Source organism: Mesorhizobium erdmanii USDA 3471 (assembly GCF_000472705.1).
Classification (GTDB): Bacteria; Pseudomonadota; Alphaproteobacteria; order Rhizobiales; family Rhizobiaceae; genus Mesorhizobium; species Mesorhizobium erdmanii.
In genome coordinates this window covers 220,916-236,625 of the sequence record NZ_AXAE01000005.1, presented here as the reverse complement: position 1 = coordinate 236,625, position 15,710 = coordinate 220,916, and the positions used below count along the sequence as shown (strand labels likewise).

16 protein-coding genes are annotated in these 15,710 nt (G+C 63.4%); 7 read left to right on the top strand and 9 right to left on the bottom strand.

The window, feature by feature from the left end:
• Positions 1–131 precede the first annotated feature (131 nt).
• Positions 132–1,157: a LacI family DNA-binding transcriptional regulator gene (locus A3AU_RS0101105; protein WP_027051137.1), complete on the top strand. Its 1,026-nt coding sequence runs from the start codon at positions 132–134 to the stop codon at positions 1,155–1,157.
• Between the two features lie 19 nt (positions 1,158–1,176).
• Here A3AU_RS0101105 and A3AU_RS0101100 read toward each other — a convergent pair whose 3' ends face one another.
• The 4 genes from A3AU_RS0101100 to A3AU_RS0101085 all read right to left on the bottom strand — a co-directional run bounded on the left by A3AU_RS0101100 (position 1,177) and on the right by A3AU_RS0101085 (position 6,382).
• A complete protein-coding gene (locus A3AU_RS0101100; RefSeq protein ID WP_027051136.1) occupies positions 1,177–1,491 on the bottom strand; it encodes a ferritin family protein in 315 nt (104 codons plus the stop codon).
• 54 nt (positions 1,492–1,545) lie between these two features.
• On the bottom strand, positions 1,546–2,301 hold the full coding sequence (locus A3AU_RS0101095) for a bestrophin-like domain (RefSeq protein ID WP_027051135.1): 756 nt from the start codon (positions 2,299–2,301) through the stop codon (positions 1,546–1,548).
• A gap of 103 nt (positions 2,302–2,404) precedes the next feature.
• Positions 2,405–3,958, bottom strand: a complete 1,554-nt coding sequence (locus A3AU_RS0101090; RefSeq protein ID WP_027051134.1) for a trimethylamine methyltransferase family protein — start codon at positions 3,956–3,958, stop codon at positions 2,405–2,407.
• 12 nt (positions 3,959–3,970) lie between these two features.
• On the bottom strand, positions 3,971–6,382 hold the full coding sequence (locus tag A3AU_RS0101085) for a GcvT family protein (RefSeq protein ID WP_027051133.1): 2,412 nt from the start codon (positions 6,380–6,382) through the stop codon (positions 3,971–3,973).
• 305 nt (positions 6,383–6,687) lie between these two features.
• On the opposite strand from A3AU_RS0101085, the gene A3AU_RS0101080 reads away from it, so the two are divergent.
• A complete protein-coding gene (locus A3AU_RS0101080; RefSeq protein ID WP_027051132.1) occupies positions 6,688–8,157 on the top strand; it encodes an esterase-like activity of phytase family protein in 1,470 nt (489 codons plus the stop codon).
• A gap of 53 nt (positions 8,158–8,210) precedes the next feature.
• Here A3AU_RS0101080 and A3AU_RS0101075 read toward each other — a convergent pair whose 3' ends face one another.
• Together A3AU_RS0101075 and A3AU_RS1000000140710 are read right to left on the bottom strand one after the other, a co-directional pair.
• Positions 8,211–9,011: a L,D-transpeptidase gene (locus A3AU_RS0101075; RefSeq protein ID WP_027051131.1), complete on the bottom strand. Its 801-nt coding sequence runs from the start codon at positions 9,009–9,011 to the stop codon at positions 8,211–8,213.
• 54 nt (positions 9,012–9,065) lie between these two features.
• Positions 9,066–9,194: a hypothetical protein gene (locus A3AU_RS1000000140710; RefSeq protein ID WP_272481080.1), complete on the bottom strand. Its 129-nt coding sequence runs from the start codon at positions 9,192–9,194 to the stop codon at positions 9,066–9,068.
• Between the two features lie 41 nt (positions 9,195–9,235).
• Here A3AU_RS1000000140710 and A3AU_RS0101065 point away from each other — a divergent pair, with 41 nt between their 5' ends.
• On the top strand, positions 9,236–10,708 hold the full coding sequence (locus A3AU_RS0101065) for an MATE family efflux transporter (protein WP_027051130.1): 1,473 nt from the start codon (positions 9,236–9,238) through the stop codon (positions 10,706–10,708).
• A gap of 106 nt (positions 10,709–10,814) precedes the next feature.
• Here the strand turns inward: A3AU_RS0101065 and A3AU_RS0101060 are convergent, their stop codons facing one another.
• The gene (locus A3AU_RS0101060) at positions 10,815–11,732 is read right to left on the bottom strand and encodes an AraC family transcriptional regulator (RefSeq protein WP_027051129.1); all 918 of its coding nucleotides are present in this window, start codon (positions 11,730–11,732) and stop codon (positions 10,815–10,817) included.
• A 137-nt stretch (positions 11,733–11,869) separates the two neighbouring features.
• Between A3AU_RS0101060 and A3AU_RS0101055 the strand changes: the two genes are divergently transcribed.
• The 3 genes from A3AU_RS0101055 to A3AU_RS0101045 all read left to right on the top strand — a co-directional run bounded on the left by A3AU_RS0101055 (position 11,870) and on the right by A3AU_RS0101045 (position 13,702).
• Positions 11,870–12,613: an SDR family NAD(P)-dependent oxidoreductase gene (locus A3AU_RS0101055; RefSeq protein WP_027051128.1), complete on the top strand. Its 744-nt coding sequence runs from the start codon at positions 11,870–11,872 to the stop codon at positions 12,611–12,613.
• Positions 12,614–12,676: 63 nt separating this feature from the next.
• Positions 12,677–13,003, top strand: a complete 327-nt coding sequence (locus tag A3AU_RS0101050) for a nuclear transport factor 2 family protein (RefSeq protein WP_027051127.1) — start codon at positions 12,677–12,679, stop codon at positions 13,001–13,003.
• A gap of 123 nt (positions 13,004–13,126) precedes the next feature.
• A complete protein-coding gene (locus tag A3AU_RS0101045; protein ID WP_027051126.1) occupies positions 13,127–13,702 on the top strand; it encodes a TMEM175 family protein in 576 nt (191 codons plus the stop codon).
• Between the two features lie 2 nt (positions 13,703–13,704).
• On the opposite strand, the gene A3AU_RS0101040 is transcribed toward A3AU_RS0101045, so the two are convergent.
• Positions 13,705–13,986: a hypothetical protein gene (locus tag A3AU_RS0101040; RefSeq protein ID WP_023668298.1), complete on the bottom strand. Its 282-nt coding sequence runs from the start codon at positions 13,984–13,986 to the stop codon at positions 13,705–13,707.
• A gap of 204 nt (positions 13,987–14,190) precedes the next feature.
• Here A3AU_RS0101040 and A3AU_RS0101035 point away from each other — a divergent pair, with 204 nt between their 5' ends.
• A complete protein-coding gene (locus A3AU_RS0101035) occupies positions 14,191–15,057 on the top strand; it encodes an SDR family NAD(P)-dependent oxidoreductase (RefSeq protein WP_027051125.1) in 867 nt (288 codons plus the stop codon).
• Between the two features lie 12 nt (positions 15,058–15,069).
• Here the strand turns inward: A3AU_RS0101035 and A3AU_RS0101030 are convergent, their stop codons facing one another.
• On the bottom strand, positions 15,070–15,495 hold the full coding sequence (locus A3AU_RS0101030) for a low affinity iron permease family protein (protein WP_027051124.1): 426 nt from the start codon (positions 15,493–15,495) through the stop codon (positions 15,070–15,072).
• Positions 15,496–15,710 lie beyond the last annotated feature (215 nt).

Sequence of the window (15,710 nt, the reverse complement as noted above, 5' to 3'; positions counted from 1 at the left end):
CGTTTTTCCGTAAACGTTTACGAGAACACACCCGATAGCGTAGAATGTCAATCGGCTGCCGTGAAAAATCGTCTGTAAGCCTTGGCCTGAGTGGCAGCCGGTGCTAGCCAGAGGTCGGGGGAGAACTGTCCTTGGCGTCCACCATCCATGACCTTGCGCGTCACCTGAACATCTCGATCGGCACCGTATCGCGGGCGCTGAATGGCCGCGCCGACGTCAATGCCGACACCCGCCAGCGCGTGCTCGACGCCGCCAAGAAGCTGAACTATTCACCCAACCAGTCCGGCCGCAGTCTCAGGCAAGGCGCCACCCACTCCATTGCCTTCATGCTGCAGCCGCACCCCGGCGACCAGCAATATGGCGAACCGTTCTTCATCCCCTTCCTGATCGGGTTGCAGGCGAAGCTTGCCGAGCACGGCCTCGATCTGATGGTCGTCATGGGCGAGCCCGGCCAATATCAGCAGGAGCGGTTGCGCCGCGTGGTTGAGACACGCTTGGTCGATGCGGTCGTGTTGGCCAATACGCGACGAGCAGACGATCGGATTGATTATCTCAGCAAGGCCGGCTTTCCCTTCGCCACGCTTGGCCGAAGTCAGTCCGGCGACGACACCTATCCTTCGCTCGATATCGATTTCGAGAGGGCGGGTGATGAAGCCGTCGACCGCCTGGTCGCGCGCGGACATCGCCGCATTGCCGCCATCCGCCCTTCGAACGATCTCAACTTCGGCTACCTGTTCCTAGACGGCTATCGCAAGGCCTTGCGGCGGCACGGCATCGAGGTCGATCCCGCGCTGATCGCCGACGGCTTCATCAACGAGGCCGGCGGCTACGAGGTGACGCCGCGGGTCATGCGCTCGCAGGACCCGCCGACGGCCATCATCTTCAACAATGACGCGATGGCGCTTGGCGGCTGCAAGGCGCTGGCCGAGATGGGCATCAAGCCTGGCCATGACATGGCCGTGATTGTCATCGTCGACACACCGCTCTGCCGTTATTTTTCCCCGGCGCTGACTGCCTTTCGCCCGGCGCTGGAGCCAATGGGCCGGCGGCTGGCCGAAATGCTGCTGGCCTCGCTGCCCGCCTTCGCCGGCCCCGAAGGCACACGCATAATCCGCGAAGTCTGGCCACTTGAGTTGGTCGCGCGCGACAGCGATTGATGGGGCCGGCGTAAGCCGATCAATCCACCTTCTTCTCGCCCCGCTCGCCGGCCTTGACGATGTCGCCCGTCGTGAACAGGATCTCCTTCAGTTCCGCCCGCCAGTCCTTCTTCTGGCGCAGCAGGAATTCCAGATCCATGCCGAAATGCTTGAACTCCTCGCTCTGCGCATTCTTCATGATCGCGCGGGCCTGAGGATCCTTTTCCATCGAGATGCGCTGTTCGTACCAGCCGATCGCTTCCGCCTCCTCGATCAGCGAGGTGATCATGCGGGCAAAGGTCCGCACCTTCTGCGACAGTTCCTCAGGCGGTTCGTGATACTGGTCGAAACCCATGTCGTCCTCCGTGGTTGATTCCCATGAATGCCTGGGAATGCCGCCGGTTCCGCATCATCGCTGCAATTCCGCCAGCGCCCGCTCAAGCGGCGCCGACGAAATCTGGATCGGCCCGGAGAATGCCACATCCATGTCGAGGATCAGATAGATCGCCCCGGCGATCAGCGCGGCCGAGACCATCAAGGTTGCGGCGGTGATGGCATTCCCGGGGGCCCTGAATCCGAAACTGGCAAAGATCAGCGTCAGCCACGCCACCAGCATGGCGATCAGCGGCCAAGGGATCGCGCCCTCCGACTGCTCGACCAAAATCCATCGCAGCTCCAGCACCTTCTGCAGGCGCTGGCGTCCATCCTGCAGCAGAAAAGCACGGACGGCGTCGGGGGGTGTGAGACCGTTCAGCCGCAAGCCGATTTCCGTCAGCAGACGTTCGGACAGCTGGTTGGCGACGATGGTCGTTTCGCTGTTTTGTGACGAGGTAGCCACCACCCTCTCCACATAGGCGATCAGAGGTTGGCGCACCGCGTCGGTTTCCGGGCCATACTGGCGCAAGGTCCTGTCGAGCAGGATCAGCTCCGTCGCATAGGCGTGCACGTTATGATCGATCGATTCGAAGGTATTCTTGGCCGAGTTGATCATCAGGCCGAGTATCAGCGAGGTCATGACCGCGAACAGATTGGCGGTGAGCCGGACCACGGTGTTCGTGTCGTCGTCACGATGTTTGGCAGGCAATCTCGGCCAGATCGTCATGCTGGCGAACGCCGATGACGCCAGGCACAGGAAGATCACCATTGCGATCAAGGCTTCACGCATGCAGCTCATTTCTGCACGCCATGCGCCGATTGCCAATGGCAGGGCGATAATAACACGCCGAAATTTACGACAGAGTCAGGCGTTTCCGCCGCGCCTTCGTGTGTCACGATACAGGCGCGGCGCCACCCTCTTCGGTGCGCCGCGCGATGAATTCGTCGAGCACGCTTGATGTCGCGGCAGCCGCTGCCGGTGGCTCGAAATCGGCCAGGACCCGCTTCCAGATACCCGTGGCGCGTTCGGTCGCGGTCTTCGATCCGCTTTGCGTCCAGTTGCCGAAATTCGACCAGTCGGCGACCAGCGGCTCGTAGAAGGCGGTGCGGTAGCGCGCCATGGTGTGGCCGGCGGAAAAGAAATGCCCGCCAGGCTGCACTTCCGCGATCGCCTCGAAGCCGATCGAATCCTCGTCACCCGGCGTCGCGGCGCACAGTTCCGCAAGCGTCTGCACCGCCTCGATATCGGTGATCAGCTTTTCATAGGAGACGCTCAAGCCACCTTCCAGCCAGCCGGCGGCGTGGATGCACATCGTCGCGCCGGCCAACACCGAACCCCAAAGCGCGAACTGCGACTCATGGGCTGCCTGCACGTCGGAAATGTTGGCGGCACTGCCGGCGCCCGAACGCCAGGGAAGGCCGATGAAGCGCGCCAGCTGGCCGGCCCCCAGCGTTGCCTTGACATGCTCGGGCGTGCCGAAGGCCGGCGCTCCCGACTTCATATCGACGTTGGAGGAGAAGGAGCCGTAGAGCACCGGTGTGCCCGGGCGCACGATCTGCGCCAGCGCCAGACCGGCCAGCGCCTCGGCATGCTGCAGCGTCAGCGCGCCGGCGACAGTGATCGGCGCCATGGCCCCGGCCAGGCAGAACGGCGTGATGACCAGGATCTGTCCCGCGCGGGCGAAGTCGATGATGCCTTGCGCCATCGGTATGTCGAGCTGGCGCGGCGAATTGGTGTTGATGATGGTGTAGCAATGGGCGCCGGCGCGGAATTCGTCCTCCGACAGCCCGCGTGCCAGCCGGATCATCTCGAACCCATCCTCGACCTGCGGCGTGCCGCGCGCGAACACGAACGGAAACTTGTCGGACAGCGTCAGTTGCGCGCGGTTGACGGCATAGTGGCGCAACCGGTTATCGACATCCTGTGGCTCGATGGCGGGGCAAAGCATGTGCAGCACGTCGAAATGCTGGATGAGCTTGGTCAGCTCCTCGAAGGCGGCGAGCGTTCCCGGCCGCGGGCCGCGTTCGAGATCGGTGACGTTGGGCGCCCCGGCGCCGGCGAGGAAAGTCATCGAGCCGAGTTCAAGCGTCAGATCTCGGCTGCGGTCGCCCGCCAGCGCTGGAATTGATTTTGGCGCCGAGGCCAGCGCCGCGATGACGATGTCGCGGCCGATGCGCACCATCTGGCTGTCCTCGTCGACCAGCGCGCCGGCTCGGGCGAAGATCTCCCGCGCCTGCGGCAGCAGCACCTTGATGCCGAGTTCCTCCAGCACGCGCAGCGCCGTGTCGTGGATCGCCGCGACCTGGTCGTCCGAAAAGACCGGCTGCGGCAGGAACGGGTTCTTCAGCGAGCGGTAATTCGGCCGGCGGCTGCTTTCGCTGCCGGCCTCGCCCGTGCGCCCACGCCGGCGTTCGCGCCTTGAGTCTCGTGCCGCGTCATCGACCATCGAAAATCCTCCTCATTGCCGCATCGCCTCGCCCCGGGGATCGTAGGGCGAGGCCGCGATGACCCGCGCCGGCCGTTCGACGCCGACAATGTGCACCGAAAGCGCCGTCCCCTCCTCGGCAAAATCGTCGTCCACCAACGCCAGCGCGACGCTCTTGCCGATCGTGTAGCCGAAGCCGCCCGAGGTGACGAAGCCGACGCGCCTGCCCTCGTGCCAAACCGGCTCGAAGCCGCTCGCGTCGGCATCGATGGCGTCGATCTCGAGCGTCACGATCCGTTGCGAGACGCCTGCCTGGCGTTCCCTGAACGCTGCTTCGCGGCCGACGAAATCGCCCTTGTCGAATGCGATGAAACGGTCGAGGCCGGTCTGACCCGGCGTATAACCCTGGGTGAATTCGCGCGACCAGATGCCAAAGCTCTTCTCCAGCCTGAGCGCATTGAGCGCGTAATAGCCGATCTCGGCCAGGCCGAGATCCTCGCCGGCGGCAAGCAGTGTGTCGCGCAGTGTGGCATGCATGGTTGCCGGGCAGTTGATCTCGAAGCCGAGCTCGCCGGCGATGGAGAGCCGGGCAACTCGCGCTGGCACCATGCCGATGTCGAACGCGCCGCAGGCCATGAATGACAGTGCCGCGGCGGATAGATCCTGATGCGTCGTGCGCTCCAGGATCCTGCGCGCGTTCGGCCCGGTCAGCAGGAAGCCGCCCGTCGTGTCGGAAATGTCGGCGACCGTGACGCCTTCCGCCGCGTGGCTTTCGAACCAGCGCATGTGGAATTCCCTGAGATAGTAGGAGCCCATCAGCCAATGGTCGCCACCGCCCCAGTTGATCGCGGTGAGGTCGCCCTTCAGCCGCCCGTCAGGCCCCAGCATCGGCGCCAGCCGCGCCTGCCCTGCCTTCGGCAGCTTGCAGGCAAGCAGCCGGTTGAGCCATGCCTCGGCGCCGGGCCCGGACACCGCATAGCGTGAATAGGCCGAGATATCGACGAGGCCGGCGGCCCGCCGGACCTGCAGCGCCTCGTCGCCGACGATGTCGAAGGCATTGGAACGCTTGAGCGTGGTGTTCTCGCGAAAACCCATCGGCGCGAAATAGGCAGGGATTTCCAGCCCCCACGACGCCATCCATTCGCAACCCGCGGCACTCATGCCGTCATAGGCGCCGGGGCGTTTCAAGGGCCTGCCCGCCGGCAGCCGCTCATTGGGAAATGTCATGACGAAACGGCGCGAATAGAACTGCCGCGTCGTCTGCCTCAAATACTCGCGGGTGGCGGCGAAGGCGCCATAGCGGGCGATGTCCATGCCGAAAATGTCGGCCTGCGGCTCGCCGTATATCATCCATTCGGCCAGTGATTTGCCTACGCCGCCGCCCTGGCTAAAGCCGGCCATGACGCCGCAGGCGACCCAGTAGTTCTTCACGCCACGCACCGGCCCCACGATCGGGTTGCCGTCAGGGGTAAAGGTGAAGGCGCCGTTGACCCATTTGCGGATGCCGGCGCTCGCCAGGCAGGGAAAGCGCTCATGCGCCTTGGCGAGTTCGGGACTGATGCGGTCGATATCTTCCGGGATAAGCTCGATACCGTAGTCCCATGGCGCACCATCCATATTCCAGTGCTTCGGGTTCTGCTCGTAGACGCCGAGCAGCACGCCCTTGCGCTCCTGGCGCAGGTAGGAAAAGCCGTCGAGATCGACGGCGATGCCGATCTCCCGGTCGAGTGCGGCGATCTCCGGAATGTCCTCGGTGATGAAATAATGGTGCTCCATCGGCATTACCGGCAGATCGATGCCGGCCATGCGGCCCAGCTGCTTCGCCCACAACCCGCCGGCGTTGACGACATGCTCGGCAGTTATGGTGCCTTGCTCGGTGACGACGTCCCAGTGGCCGTCGGCGCGGGACTTCAGCTCGACCACACGATTGCGCAGGATGATGTCGGCACCGCGCTTCTTCGCGGCGCCGGCATAGGCGTGCGTGGTGCCGTAGGGATCGAGATGGCCTTCGTTGGCATCATGCAGGCCGCCGAGCACGCCGGTGACATCGACGATCGGGCAGATCGCCTTGATCTCTTCCGGGGTCACCAGGCGCGCCGTCTCGATGCCGACCGACTGGAACACCGCCCAGGCCGATTTCAGCCACTCCCAGCGCTGGGGATCGCTGGCGATGTTGACGCCGCCGGTCATGTGCAGGCCGATATTCTGGCCGGATTCGGCCTCGATCTCGCGGTAGAGGTTGATGGTGTAGTCCTGCAGCGCCGCAACGTTGGGATCGGCGTTGAGTGCATGGAAGCCGGCCGCCGCATGCCAGGTCGAACCGGCGGTCAATTCGGCGCGCTCGATCAGCGCCACATCGGACCAGCCGAACCGCGTCAGATGGTAGAGCACCGAGGCGCCGACCACCCCACCCCCGATGATCACTGCGCGATAATGCGGCTTCAAGGTTCCCTCCCGGTCTGCCTGAAGCGGCACCTTATACACACTGTACATACGTGTCTAGTACTCTGCGAATGCACGATGCCTTGTCGACCTGGGACGTGACAGAACATCAATTCCTTCGCCCGAGCGCATGTTCTTATCGGCGCGCGAAACAGGCCGGCAGCCATCCGTCCCGCATTTGTCACGCAAGCATCATGTTCGCGCCGTAGACCGATTTGGGGGGCGCGCGGCATCATCGATGTGCCGCCTCCTTTCAGCTTTTTCGTCTTGCGGCCGCTCCGGCACATCCGTCACAAAGAGGATTATCCATGAAACACCTGTACCGAACCGCGTCGCTCGGCGTCGCGCTGGCCGTGTTCACAGCCTTGACACCGGCGCTGGCCGACGGCACCGCGACCGTCGGCGGCCTCGTCAACAGAGGCCTGGTCGGCGTCGGCCGCATCCCGGCCGCCCAGCGCGACAAGTTCGGCGAGACGTTCGGTTCAGGCTCCGGCATGGCGATCGATACCACCAGTTGGACGCATGATGCCGGCACCTACAAGGGTTCGCTCTGGCTGCTGCCGGATCGCGGCTACAATGTCGCCGGCACCACCGATTATCGGGCGCGCGTCAACACCATAGGCATCGAATTCACCCCGGCGGCACCAGGCGCGGTCGGCCAGGAGCAGACCGAAGTCAAGGCGACGCTTGCCGACACCATGCTGCTCACCGACGACAAGGGCGCCGACACCACCGGCCTCGATCCCCTGTCGGATGTGCGCGCCGCCGCCGGTGGCATGCCGATGCTGCCCGTCGCCAACAACGGCAAGTTCGCCCTCGACGACGAGGCGATCGTGCGGCTGCCCGACGGCTCGATGTTCATTTCAGACGAATACGGCCCCAACATATACCGGTTCTCGGCGCAAGGCCGACTGCTGTCGGCGACCCAGCCGCCGGCGGCCCTGGTGCCGATGCGCAAGGGCGCGCCGAACTTCTCCTCGGACAATCCTGGTCCGGGTGCCTCAGAGCCCGATCCGAAGGATCCCGATACCGGCCGCCAGAACAACCAGGGCCTGGAAGGCATGGCGATGACGCCGGACGGCAAGTTCCTGATCGCCGTGCTGCAGTCGGCGACGAGGCAGGATGGCGGCGATTCCCCTGCGACGCGGCAGAACACCAGGGTCCTGGTCTATGACGCCTCCGACCTCGCCCATCTCAAGCTGGCGCATGAATATGTCGTGCCGCTGCCGGTGTTCAAGGATGCCAAGGGCAAGACCAAGATCGCCGCGCAAAGCGAGATCGTGGCGCTGTCGGACACGTCCTTCCTGATGCTGGCGCGCGACAGCGGCAACGGCCAGGGCCTGAAGGGCGACACATCGCTGCTGCGCCAGATCTTCGTCGTCGACGTTTCAACCGCGACCGACATCGCCGGCGGCGCCTTCGATGCCGCCGACAAGCCGGTCGCCCCCAAGGGCGTGCTCGATCCGTCGGTGACGCCGGCCAGGCTGACGCCGTTCATCGACATCAACGACAATGCGCAACTCAATCGCTTCGGCCTGCACAATGGCGCGCCGAACGACCACAACAATCTCTCCGAGAAGTGGGAGGCGATGTCGCTGGCCAGTGTCCTGGACCCGAAGCTGCCCGACGACTACTTCCTGTTCGTCGCTAACGACAACGACTTCCTCGCCCAGGACGGTTTCCAGGTCGGCGCCCCCTACAAGGCCGATGACGGCGCCAATGTCGACACCATGTTCCTGGTCTATCAGGTCACACTGCCCGGCCTCGCCAAGAAGTAGTCGCCACTCCAGGCGGACGCGCTTGACGCGTCCGCCTGGAGAGGCCGTAAAGGCTACTTGAAGAATTCCGCATCCTTCGGCACGCCCGCATCGATCGGCTCGGCGGTCCTGCTCGACACGGCCATGATCTTGCCGGCAGCCGACAGGTTGGGACGCACGTAGACCTGGGCGGGGCCGTTGACCCGGCTGTAGAGGTCGATGATGTCCTGGTTCATGAAGCGCACGCAGCCCGACGATGCGTTCTTGCCGATGGAATCCCACTCCGGCGTGCCGTGCAGCCGGTACATCGTGTCCTTGCCGTCGCGGAACAGATAGAGCGCGCGGGCACCGAGCGGGCTCTGCGGGCCGGGCGGCATGCCGTCCTTGTATTTCGCCAGTTCCGGCCGGCGCTGGATCATTTCCGGCGGAGGTGTCCACACCGGCCACTTCTTGCGCGCCTGGACCACGGCGCTGCCGGTCCATCCGAACCCGGCCTTGCCGAGGCTGACGCCATAACGGATGGCCTTGCCGCCGTCGCGCACCAGATAGAGGAAGTGCTCGGAGACATCGACGACGATCGTGCCGGGTTTCTCTCCGGTCGGATCGGCCACGATCTGGCGCACGAACTTCGGATCGAGCTTGGCGACCGGGATGGCCGGCAGCTGAAAGCCCTCATCGGTGCGCGCGGTGTACATGCTGGCGGCATCGCCGAGAGCGGGCTCGCTCGGGCCCGACGGTGGCGCCGGCGCCACTGTCGGCGGTGCCACTTCGGTCGTGGTGCAGGCAGAAAGAGCCAGGGATGCGGCACCCAAAGCGGAAACGCCAAGAAACGCGCGCCGGCTCAGGCGCACGGAAAACTGCGAAATATCGGACATGAACCCCCCGGCTCTCTAATAGAAACGCGGCCCCGCGCGCTGAGGATCAATATCTCATTCCTGAGGCTTTGAGAACATGTCTGGATCGAGGATGCCGGAAGGGACGCGGCGCGGCAACAGGTAGATGCCTTCGGCCAGGCTTTCCGGCGCGGCATGGACCTCTCCGCTTGAATCGGCGATCATCGCGGACGGACCCCTAGATACGCTTCGCCGAGTAGCCAGCCATGGACGAGAAAAAGCCCGCGCGCCGGCGCACCGCCGACCTGACCAGCGGCCCGATCCCGCGCACGCTGCTGCTGTTCGCCTTGCCTGTGCTGGGCTCCAACGTGCTGCAATCGCTCAACGGATCGATCAATGCCGTCTGGGTCGGCCGTTTCCTTGGTGAATCGGCGTTGACCGCCACTTCCAACGCCAACCTCGTATTGTTCCTGATCCTGGGCACGGTGTTCGGCATTGGCATGGCGGCGACTGTCCTGGTGGCGCAGTCGGTCGGCGCCCGCGACCTGCCCGAAGCGCGTCGTATCGTCGGCACCAGCGCCACCTTCTTCTTCCTCGTCTCGGTGGTGTTTGCCGTCTGCGGCTGGATCTGGGTCGACGCCATCCTCAACACTTTGGGTACGCCGACGGACGCCTTGCCACTGGCGCGTTCCTACCTGCGCATCATCTTCGTCGCTGTGCCAATGATGAACCTTCTGTCCTTCGTCATGACCGTGCTGCGCGGTGCCGGCGATTCACGCACGCCCTTCATCTTCATGGCGCTGGCGGTCGTCCTCGATATCGTCCTCAACCCGCTGCTCATCCGCGGCATCGGCCCCTTCCCGGAACTCGGTATCGCCGGCTCCGCCACCTCGACGCTGATCGGCCAGACGGTGAGCGTCATCGCCATCCTCATCGTGCTTTATGCGCGCAAGCATCCGTTGCGGCTGGCCGGCGCCAACCTCGCGCTGCTACGCCCCGACCCGGCGCTGCTGCGCATCGTCGTCGTCAAGGGCGTGCCGATGGGGCTGCAGATGATCGTCATCTCGGCGGCGGCACTGACGGTGATGGGCATCGTCAACTCATACGGTTCCCAGGTCGCCGCCGCCTACGGCATCGCCGCGCAGTTGTGGACCTACATCCAGATGCCGGCGCTCGCCATCGGCGCCGCGGTCTCGTCCATGGCGGCACAGAATGTCGGCGCCGGACGCTGGGACAGGATCGGCCGCATCGCCGCCTCCGGCGTCGGCTTCAACCTCGTCCTGACCGGCGCCCTGGTCGCGCTGCTGTGGCTCTTCGACCGTTCGATCCTCAGCCTGTTCCTGAGCAGCGACAGCGCGGCGATCAACGTCGCCGCCCACATCAACACGGTCGCGTCCTGGTCGTTCATCCTGTTCGGCATCACCATCGTGCTGTTCGCCACGGTGCGCGCCACCGGAGCCGTCATGCCGCCGCTGGTCATCCTGGTGATTTCGGTGCTGATCGTGCGCACCGGCTTTGCCTACTTCATGCGCGGCGTCATCGGCGAGGAAGCGCTGTGGTGGAGTTTTCCGGCCGGCTCGATCACCTCGCTGGTTCTGGCCGCGGCCTACTACCGCTTCGGCGGCTGGCGCAGCTTGCACATGATCGAGAACAGGCCGGCCGCCGGCGAACCGCCGGATACGGGCCTCGGCGTGCCGCGTGGGCGCGCCAACATGGCTCCTGAAACGCCGAACGGCTAAAAAACCTGTCTCGGTATCTCTTACGGAAGGTGCGGAGGCAAGTGTATGCCCTTTCCACTATTATGCGATCCGGCGCGAGCCCCGAGCCCCGTGCTCCATTCGTTTGTCAGATTGCAACAGCGTGATCTGATGGGTGTCCGGCTTGCCGCAGGTCCCGTGTTACCCTCACCAAGTCCCTCGACGGCGGCAGCCCAAACAAGCGCGCATATTCACGGCTGAACTGGTTTGGGCTTTCATAACCCACGCCGAAGGCGATCGACGTCGCGCTTCCCTGCCCGGCGATCAGCTGAGACCTGGCGTGGAGAAGACGAATGCGCTTCTGATACTGGAGCGGGCTCAGCGCCGTAACGGCCTTGAAGTGGCGATGGAACGCGGAAACGCTCAAGGCGGCCATGCCCGCGAGCGTCTCGACCCTGATCTCCTGCGCGAAGTTCCGCTGGATCCAGTCGATCGCCACGCCGATCCGCGAGAGCGCCGTGTCCGGCGTCGCGATGTCCCTGAGCATCCAGCCGTGCGGTCCTTGCAGGACCCGGAACAGGATTTCCCGCTCATAGACAGGGGCCAGCGCGGCTATCTCGTCCGGTCTCTCGAGTAGCCTCATTATGCGCAGCCAGGCGTCGAGCAGCTCCGGCGTTACGGGAGCAACCGAGAAACCCGAGCCATAAAGTCCTGCGCCGGACGGTCTCGCAATGTCGGCCAGGAGGTTGGCGACGATCGTGGGATCAAGTGTGAGGCTGATGGCAAGATACGGATCTCCCTTGGCGGACGGATGGACGGTACCGACCGCAGGAAGGTCGACCGACATGACGAAATATGTCGCCGGGTCGTAGTGGAACGTCCGTTCTCCAACCGTCATCGTCTTGCTGCCCGTCAGGATTAGGTTGACCATTGGGTCATAGATGGCAGCAAGCCGGTGCTCGGGTATCTCGCCCTGGACCATGGCGACACGCGGGATACTGGTTTCCGTGCGCCTGTTTTCCGCCTTGGAGGCCAGAGCGCGTATTTCCCGCAGTTGCTGCTCCATGGATCCGACTCTGCCCGATGCCCGGCTGCAGCACAAGCCAAAAAGCAGAAATAGGCAAGCTTCGAAGAGGATCGGGTGAGTGCGCAACTCTGGATGGACCTAGCTTCAGGCCACTCCGAATGCATGAGGAAAACAAAATGAAAATCGTCATCGTCACCGGCGGCAGCCGCGGGCTCGGAGCCTGCACCGCACTCAAATGCGCCGAGCGCGGCATGGGCGTCGTCGTCACCTACAACAACAATCGGGCAAAGGCCGATGAGGTCGCTGCGGCGATCACATCCCATGGCGGAAAGGCAATGGCGCTGAAGCTTGATGTCGGCGATATCTGCGCCTTCCCCGAGTTCAGGGACGCGTTGACCGCACTGCTCCAGTCCGTCTGGGAACGCCGGACATTCGACTACCTCGTCAACAATGCCGGATACGGCCTTTACAACCGCATCTCGACAGTCACGGAAGAGCAGTTCGACGGCCTGCTCAATGTCCATCTCAAGGGGCCGTTCTTCCTCACCCAGACCTTGCTTGCCCTGATGGAAGATGGTGGTCATATCATCAACATGACAAGCGCGACGAGCCGCGTCGCAACGGCGGGCGTTGCCCCCTACGCCTCGTTCAAAGGCGGTCTGGAGGTTCTGACGCGCTACATGGCCAAGGAGTTCGGCGAGCGTGGTATCCGGGCGAACTCAATCGCGCCGGGTGCGATCCGAACAGAACTTGGTGGTGGCCTGAACGACGAATTCGAAGCCCTGCTCGCCGGGCAGACCGCGCTTGGTCGCGTGGGCGAACCCGAAGAGATCGGCGGCGTCATCGCCGGCCTGCTCTCCGAGGACAGTCGCTGGATCAACGCACAAAACATCGAAGTCTCCGGCGGCTACATCATTTGAACCGGAGCAATTCCAGGAAAAGTGTGAAACGGATTTCCCGGGAAAAGCCAAAGACGCAGCCCCATGCAGGAATTGATCAAAAATTTCATCGAAACAACCAACGCCGGCGATGTCGCTGGAGCGCTTTCGCTGTTCGCGCCCGATGCCATTATTGACGATGTCTCGGTTGGAGACACGTTCGTCGGCAGGGACAGCGTCCGCCTTTATCTCGAGCGATTCTTCGTCGGGTACCATACGTGCAGCAAGCTTGTGTCCATCAAAACAATCGATGACGTCCATGCGAATGTCCGCCTGGATTTCACAGGCGATTTCGGACACGAGGTCGGAACTCTGAAGATCACCCTAAATGCTGACGGCCTGATCGCGCGAGCCGACGCGGACCTTGATTGACACGCTTCATCTACAGAAGCGTGCCCGAAGCGCCTTTTCCCCGACCGAACTTGCTCTTGATAATCCTGGCAGTATGGTCTTGCGCGAAATCCTCCCGTAACGTCTTTCCAACAGGGGGACATCATGGGCAAAGGCAGGGTCGAGGCATTCACCGATGGCGTGGTGGCCATCATCATCACCATCATGGTGCTGGACCTGAAAGTGCCGGAGGGTGAGGATTTTTCGACACTGCTGCCGCAGTGGCCGATCTTCCTGTGCTACGTGCTTTCTTTCATCAATGTCGGCATCTACTGGAACAACCTGCACAACATGTTCCACACCGTGCAGCGGGTCGACGGCCGGGTGCTTTGGGCGAACCTGCACCTGTTGTTCTGGCTGTCCTTGATGCCCGTAACGACCGCCTTCATGGGTGAGAACCACTTCGCCACGGCTCCAGTCGCGGTCTATGGCGTCGACCTTGCCTTGTGCGCGGCCGCCTATGCCATCCTGGTCACCGTTTTGCAGCGCCTGCATGGACCGGATACCGCCTTCGCCAAGGCAATCGGCAACGACCGAAAGGGCAGGCTTTCGCTAGCCGTCTACATCGCGGCTGTTGTCCTGACCTTCCTCGACCGATGGATCGGTGTGGCGCTCTATGTCGCCGTCGCCCTGGTGTGGCTGGTGCCGGACACGCGTTTTTCGCGCGTCCTGGAGAAGTAATTCTATTTACGCATCGCCTTCAGCTTTTCCGCCACCGACGCGGCAAGGTCGGCATAGCGCTCCTCCAGCCGTTCGGCCGCTTTGATGATCGAGAAATCATGGCCGAACTTCTCCAGCGCCATGCGCAGTTTCTCGACGAACTCGGCCTGTTTTTCCAGCGCCGAGAACAGCGTCTTCACCTGAGCTTCGCTGATGTCGGGATTGGCCAGCATCTGCGGCACCTCGCGCCCCATCTGGTCGCCGGTGGCGGTCTGCTCCTTCAGAATTGCGACCCAGTCCGTCACTCGCGAAATCTCCTTTTACGCCCAGGGCAAAAGTTTCCTTTTGTCCCAGCAAAAGTCTCCTTTGCCCCGGCAAAAATCTCTTTTGTCCCGGCAACATGCGCAGCCACGGCCCTGCTGGTCAACCCGGACACGTGCCGACGGAGGCTTGCACAAGCCTGTTCCAGCGCTAAGTTCGGCGCCATCGAGAAAAGGATCCCATTGCTCATGATTACCGACGCCGAAATCCAGTCCGCCCTGCCCGCGCTCAGCCCCGGCAACGCCGCCGTCATCACCGGCGCCGCCAGCGGCATTGGCCTGGCGGCAGCCAAGCGGCTAGCGCTGATGGGCATGAAGATCGTGCTCGCCGACATTGGCGGCACCCGCCTTGACGATGCGTTCCGGGCCGTCTCGGCCATTGCCGGCGACGACGCCGTGCTTGCCGTTGCATCGGACGTTTCGAAGGCCGATGAGGTCGATCGTCTCGCCGACCGGGCATTCGGCGCCTTCGGCGAGGTCTCGCTGCTGATGAACAATGCCGGCGTCGGCGACAACCCGGGAAAACCCTGGGAAAACCGCGATGCCTGGAAACGGTTGCTCGACATCAATTTCTGGGGTGTCGTGCATGGCGTCGAAGCCTTCGCGCCGCGCATGCTGGCGTCGGCTAGGCCGGGGCTGATCGTCAACACCGGTTCCAAGCAAGGCATCACCACGCCGCCCGGCAACCTTGCCTACAACGTCTCCAAGGCGGGCGTGAAAACATTCACCGAAGGCGTCGCGCATGCGCTGCGCAACGAGCCCGGCGCTCGCCTGTCGGCGCATCTACTGATTCCCGGCTTCACCTATACCGGCCTCACCGAGGGTGCGACGGAAAAGCCGGCCGGCGCCTGGACCGGCGAGCAGGTCATCGATTTCATGCTGGAATCCCTGGTCAGGGGCGACTTCTATATCCTGTGCCCGGACAATGATGTGGCACGCCCCATGGATGAAAAGCGCATGGCCTGGGCGATCGGCGACATAATCGAAAACCGCCCTGCCTTGTCGCGTTGGCACGCCGATCACAAGGACGCGTTCGCGGCCTTCATGAAGGGCTGATTTTCCAGGTCTTCAAGCCGCCCTCTTCTTCGGAGCTCGCTTCTGCGCCACGGCCTTCTTTGCCGCCATGGCGGCGATCTTCTTGTCATGGCGCAATGCCGCGCGCTCGCACTTGTCGCGGATTTCCTCGACCTCGGATTCGGTCAGGTGCTCGATGCCGATGAAGCGATTGTGGCCTTCGCTGACCCGGATCAGCTCATCGAGCTTGGCCTGGATCGCCGCGCCGTCGCGGTTCTGGGTGTTCTGGATGAGGAACACCATCAGGAAGGTGATGATGGTGGTGCCGGTGTTGATCACCAATTGCCAGGTGTCGGAGAACCCGAAGAACGGCCCGCTCACCGCCCAGACAATGACGATCAGGCAGCAGCCGGCAAAGGTCAGCGGCAGGCCCGTTATGTGGGCGACCGAGTTGGCGACCTTGGTGAAAAGCTTTTCCATCTATCGAGATCCTCAATGGCTGCCGCGATGAGAAACAACCGTCGCCCGTCTCGGGTTCCCACCGGCAACAAATACGTCAGGTGCAATTGGATACACGCGACGCGCGCATGGGATGGAAAACACGCCTTATGGGTTTAGTGTCATGGTAGCCGTGCAGGCAGAGAGCCTGTTCCTTCCGCTTCACAGCGGTTTACCTCCAGCCCCTTCCGCCGCGC

Coding starts and splice junctions, on each gene's coding strand:
- A3AU_RS0101090 (WP_027051134.1), bottom strand. CDS start 3,958: ATGGTCGATGACGCGGCACGAGACTCAAGGCGCGAACGCCGGCGTGGG.
- A3AU_RS0101050 (WP_027051127.1), top strand. CDS start 12,677: ATGCAGGAATTGATCAAAAATTTCATCGAAACAACCAACGCCGGCGAT.
- A3AU_RS0101035 (WP_027051125.1), top strand. CDS start 14,191: ATGATTACCGACGCCGAAATCCAGTCCGCCCTGCCCGCGCTCAGCCCC.
- A3AU_RS0101080 (WP_027051132.1), top strand. CDS start 6,688: ATGAAACACCTGTACCGAACCGCGTCGCTCGGCGTCGCGCTGGCCGTG.
- A3AU_RS0101030 (WP_027051124.1), bottom strand. CDS start 15,495: ATGGAAAAGCTTTTCACCAAGGTCGCCAACTCGGTCGCCCACATAACG.
- A3AU_RS0101065 (WP_027051130.1), top strand. CDS start 9,236: ATGGACGAGAAAAAGCCCGCGCGCCGGCGCACCGCCGACCTGACCAGC.
- A3AU_RS0101075 (WP_027051131.1), bottom strand. CDS start 9,011: ATGTCCGATATTTCGCAGTTTTCCGTGCGCCTGAGCCGGCGCGCGTTT.
- A3AU_RS1000000140710 (WP_272481080.1), bottom strand. CDS start 9,194: ATGATCGCCGATTCAAGCGGAGAGGTCCATGCCGCGCCGGAAAGCCTG.
- A3AU_RS0101095 (WP_027051135.1), bottom strand. CDS start 2,301: ATGCGTGAAGCCTTGATCGCAATGGTGATCTTCCTGTGCCTGGCGTCA.
- A3AU_RS0101055 (WP_027051128.1), top strand. CDS start 11,870: ATGAAAATCGTCATCGTCACCGGCGGCAGCCGCGGGCTCGGAGCCTGC.
- A3AU_RS0101045 (WP_027051126.1), top strand. CDS start 13,127: ATGGGCAAAGGCAGGGTCGAGGCATTCACCGATGGCGTGGTGGCCATC.
- A3AU_RS0101060 (WP_027051129.1), bottom strand. CDS start 11,732: ATGGAGCAGCAACTGCGGGAAATACGCGCTCTGGCCTCCAAGGCGGAA.
- A3AU_RS0101100 (WP_027051136.1), bottom strand. CDS start 1,491: ATGGGTTTCGACCAGTATCACGAACCGCCTGAGGAACTGTCGCAGAAG.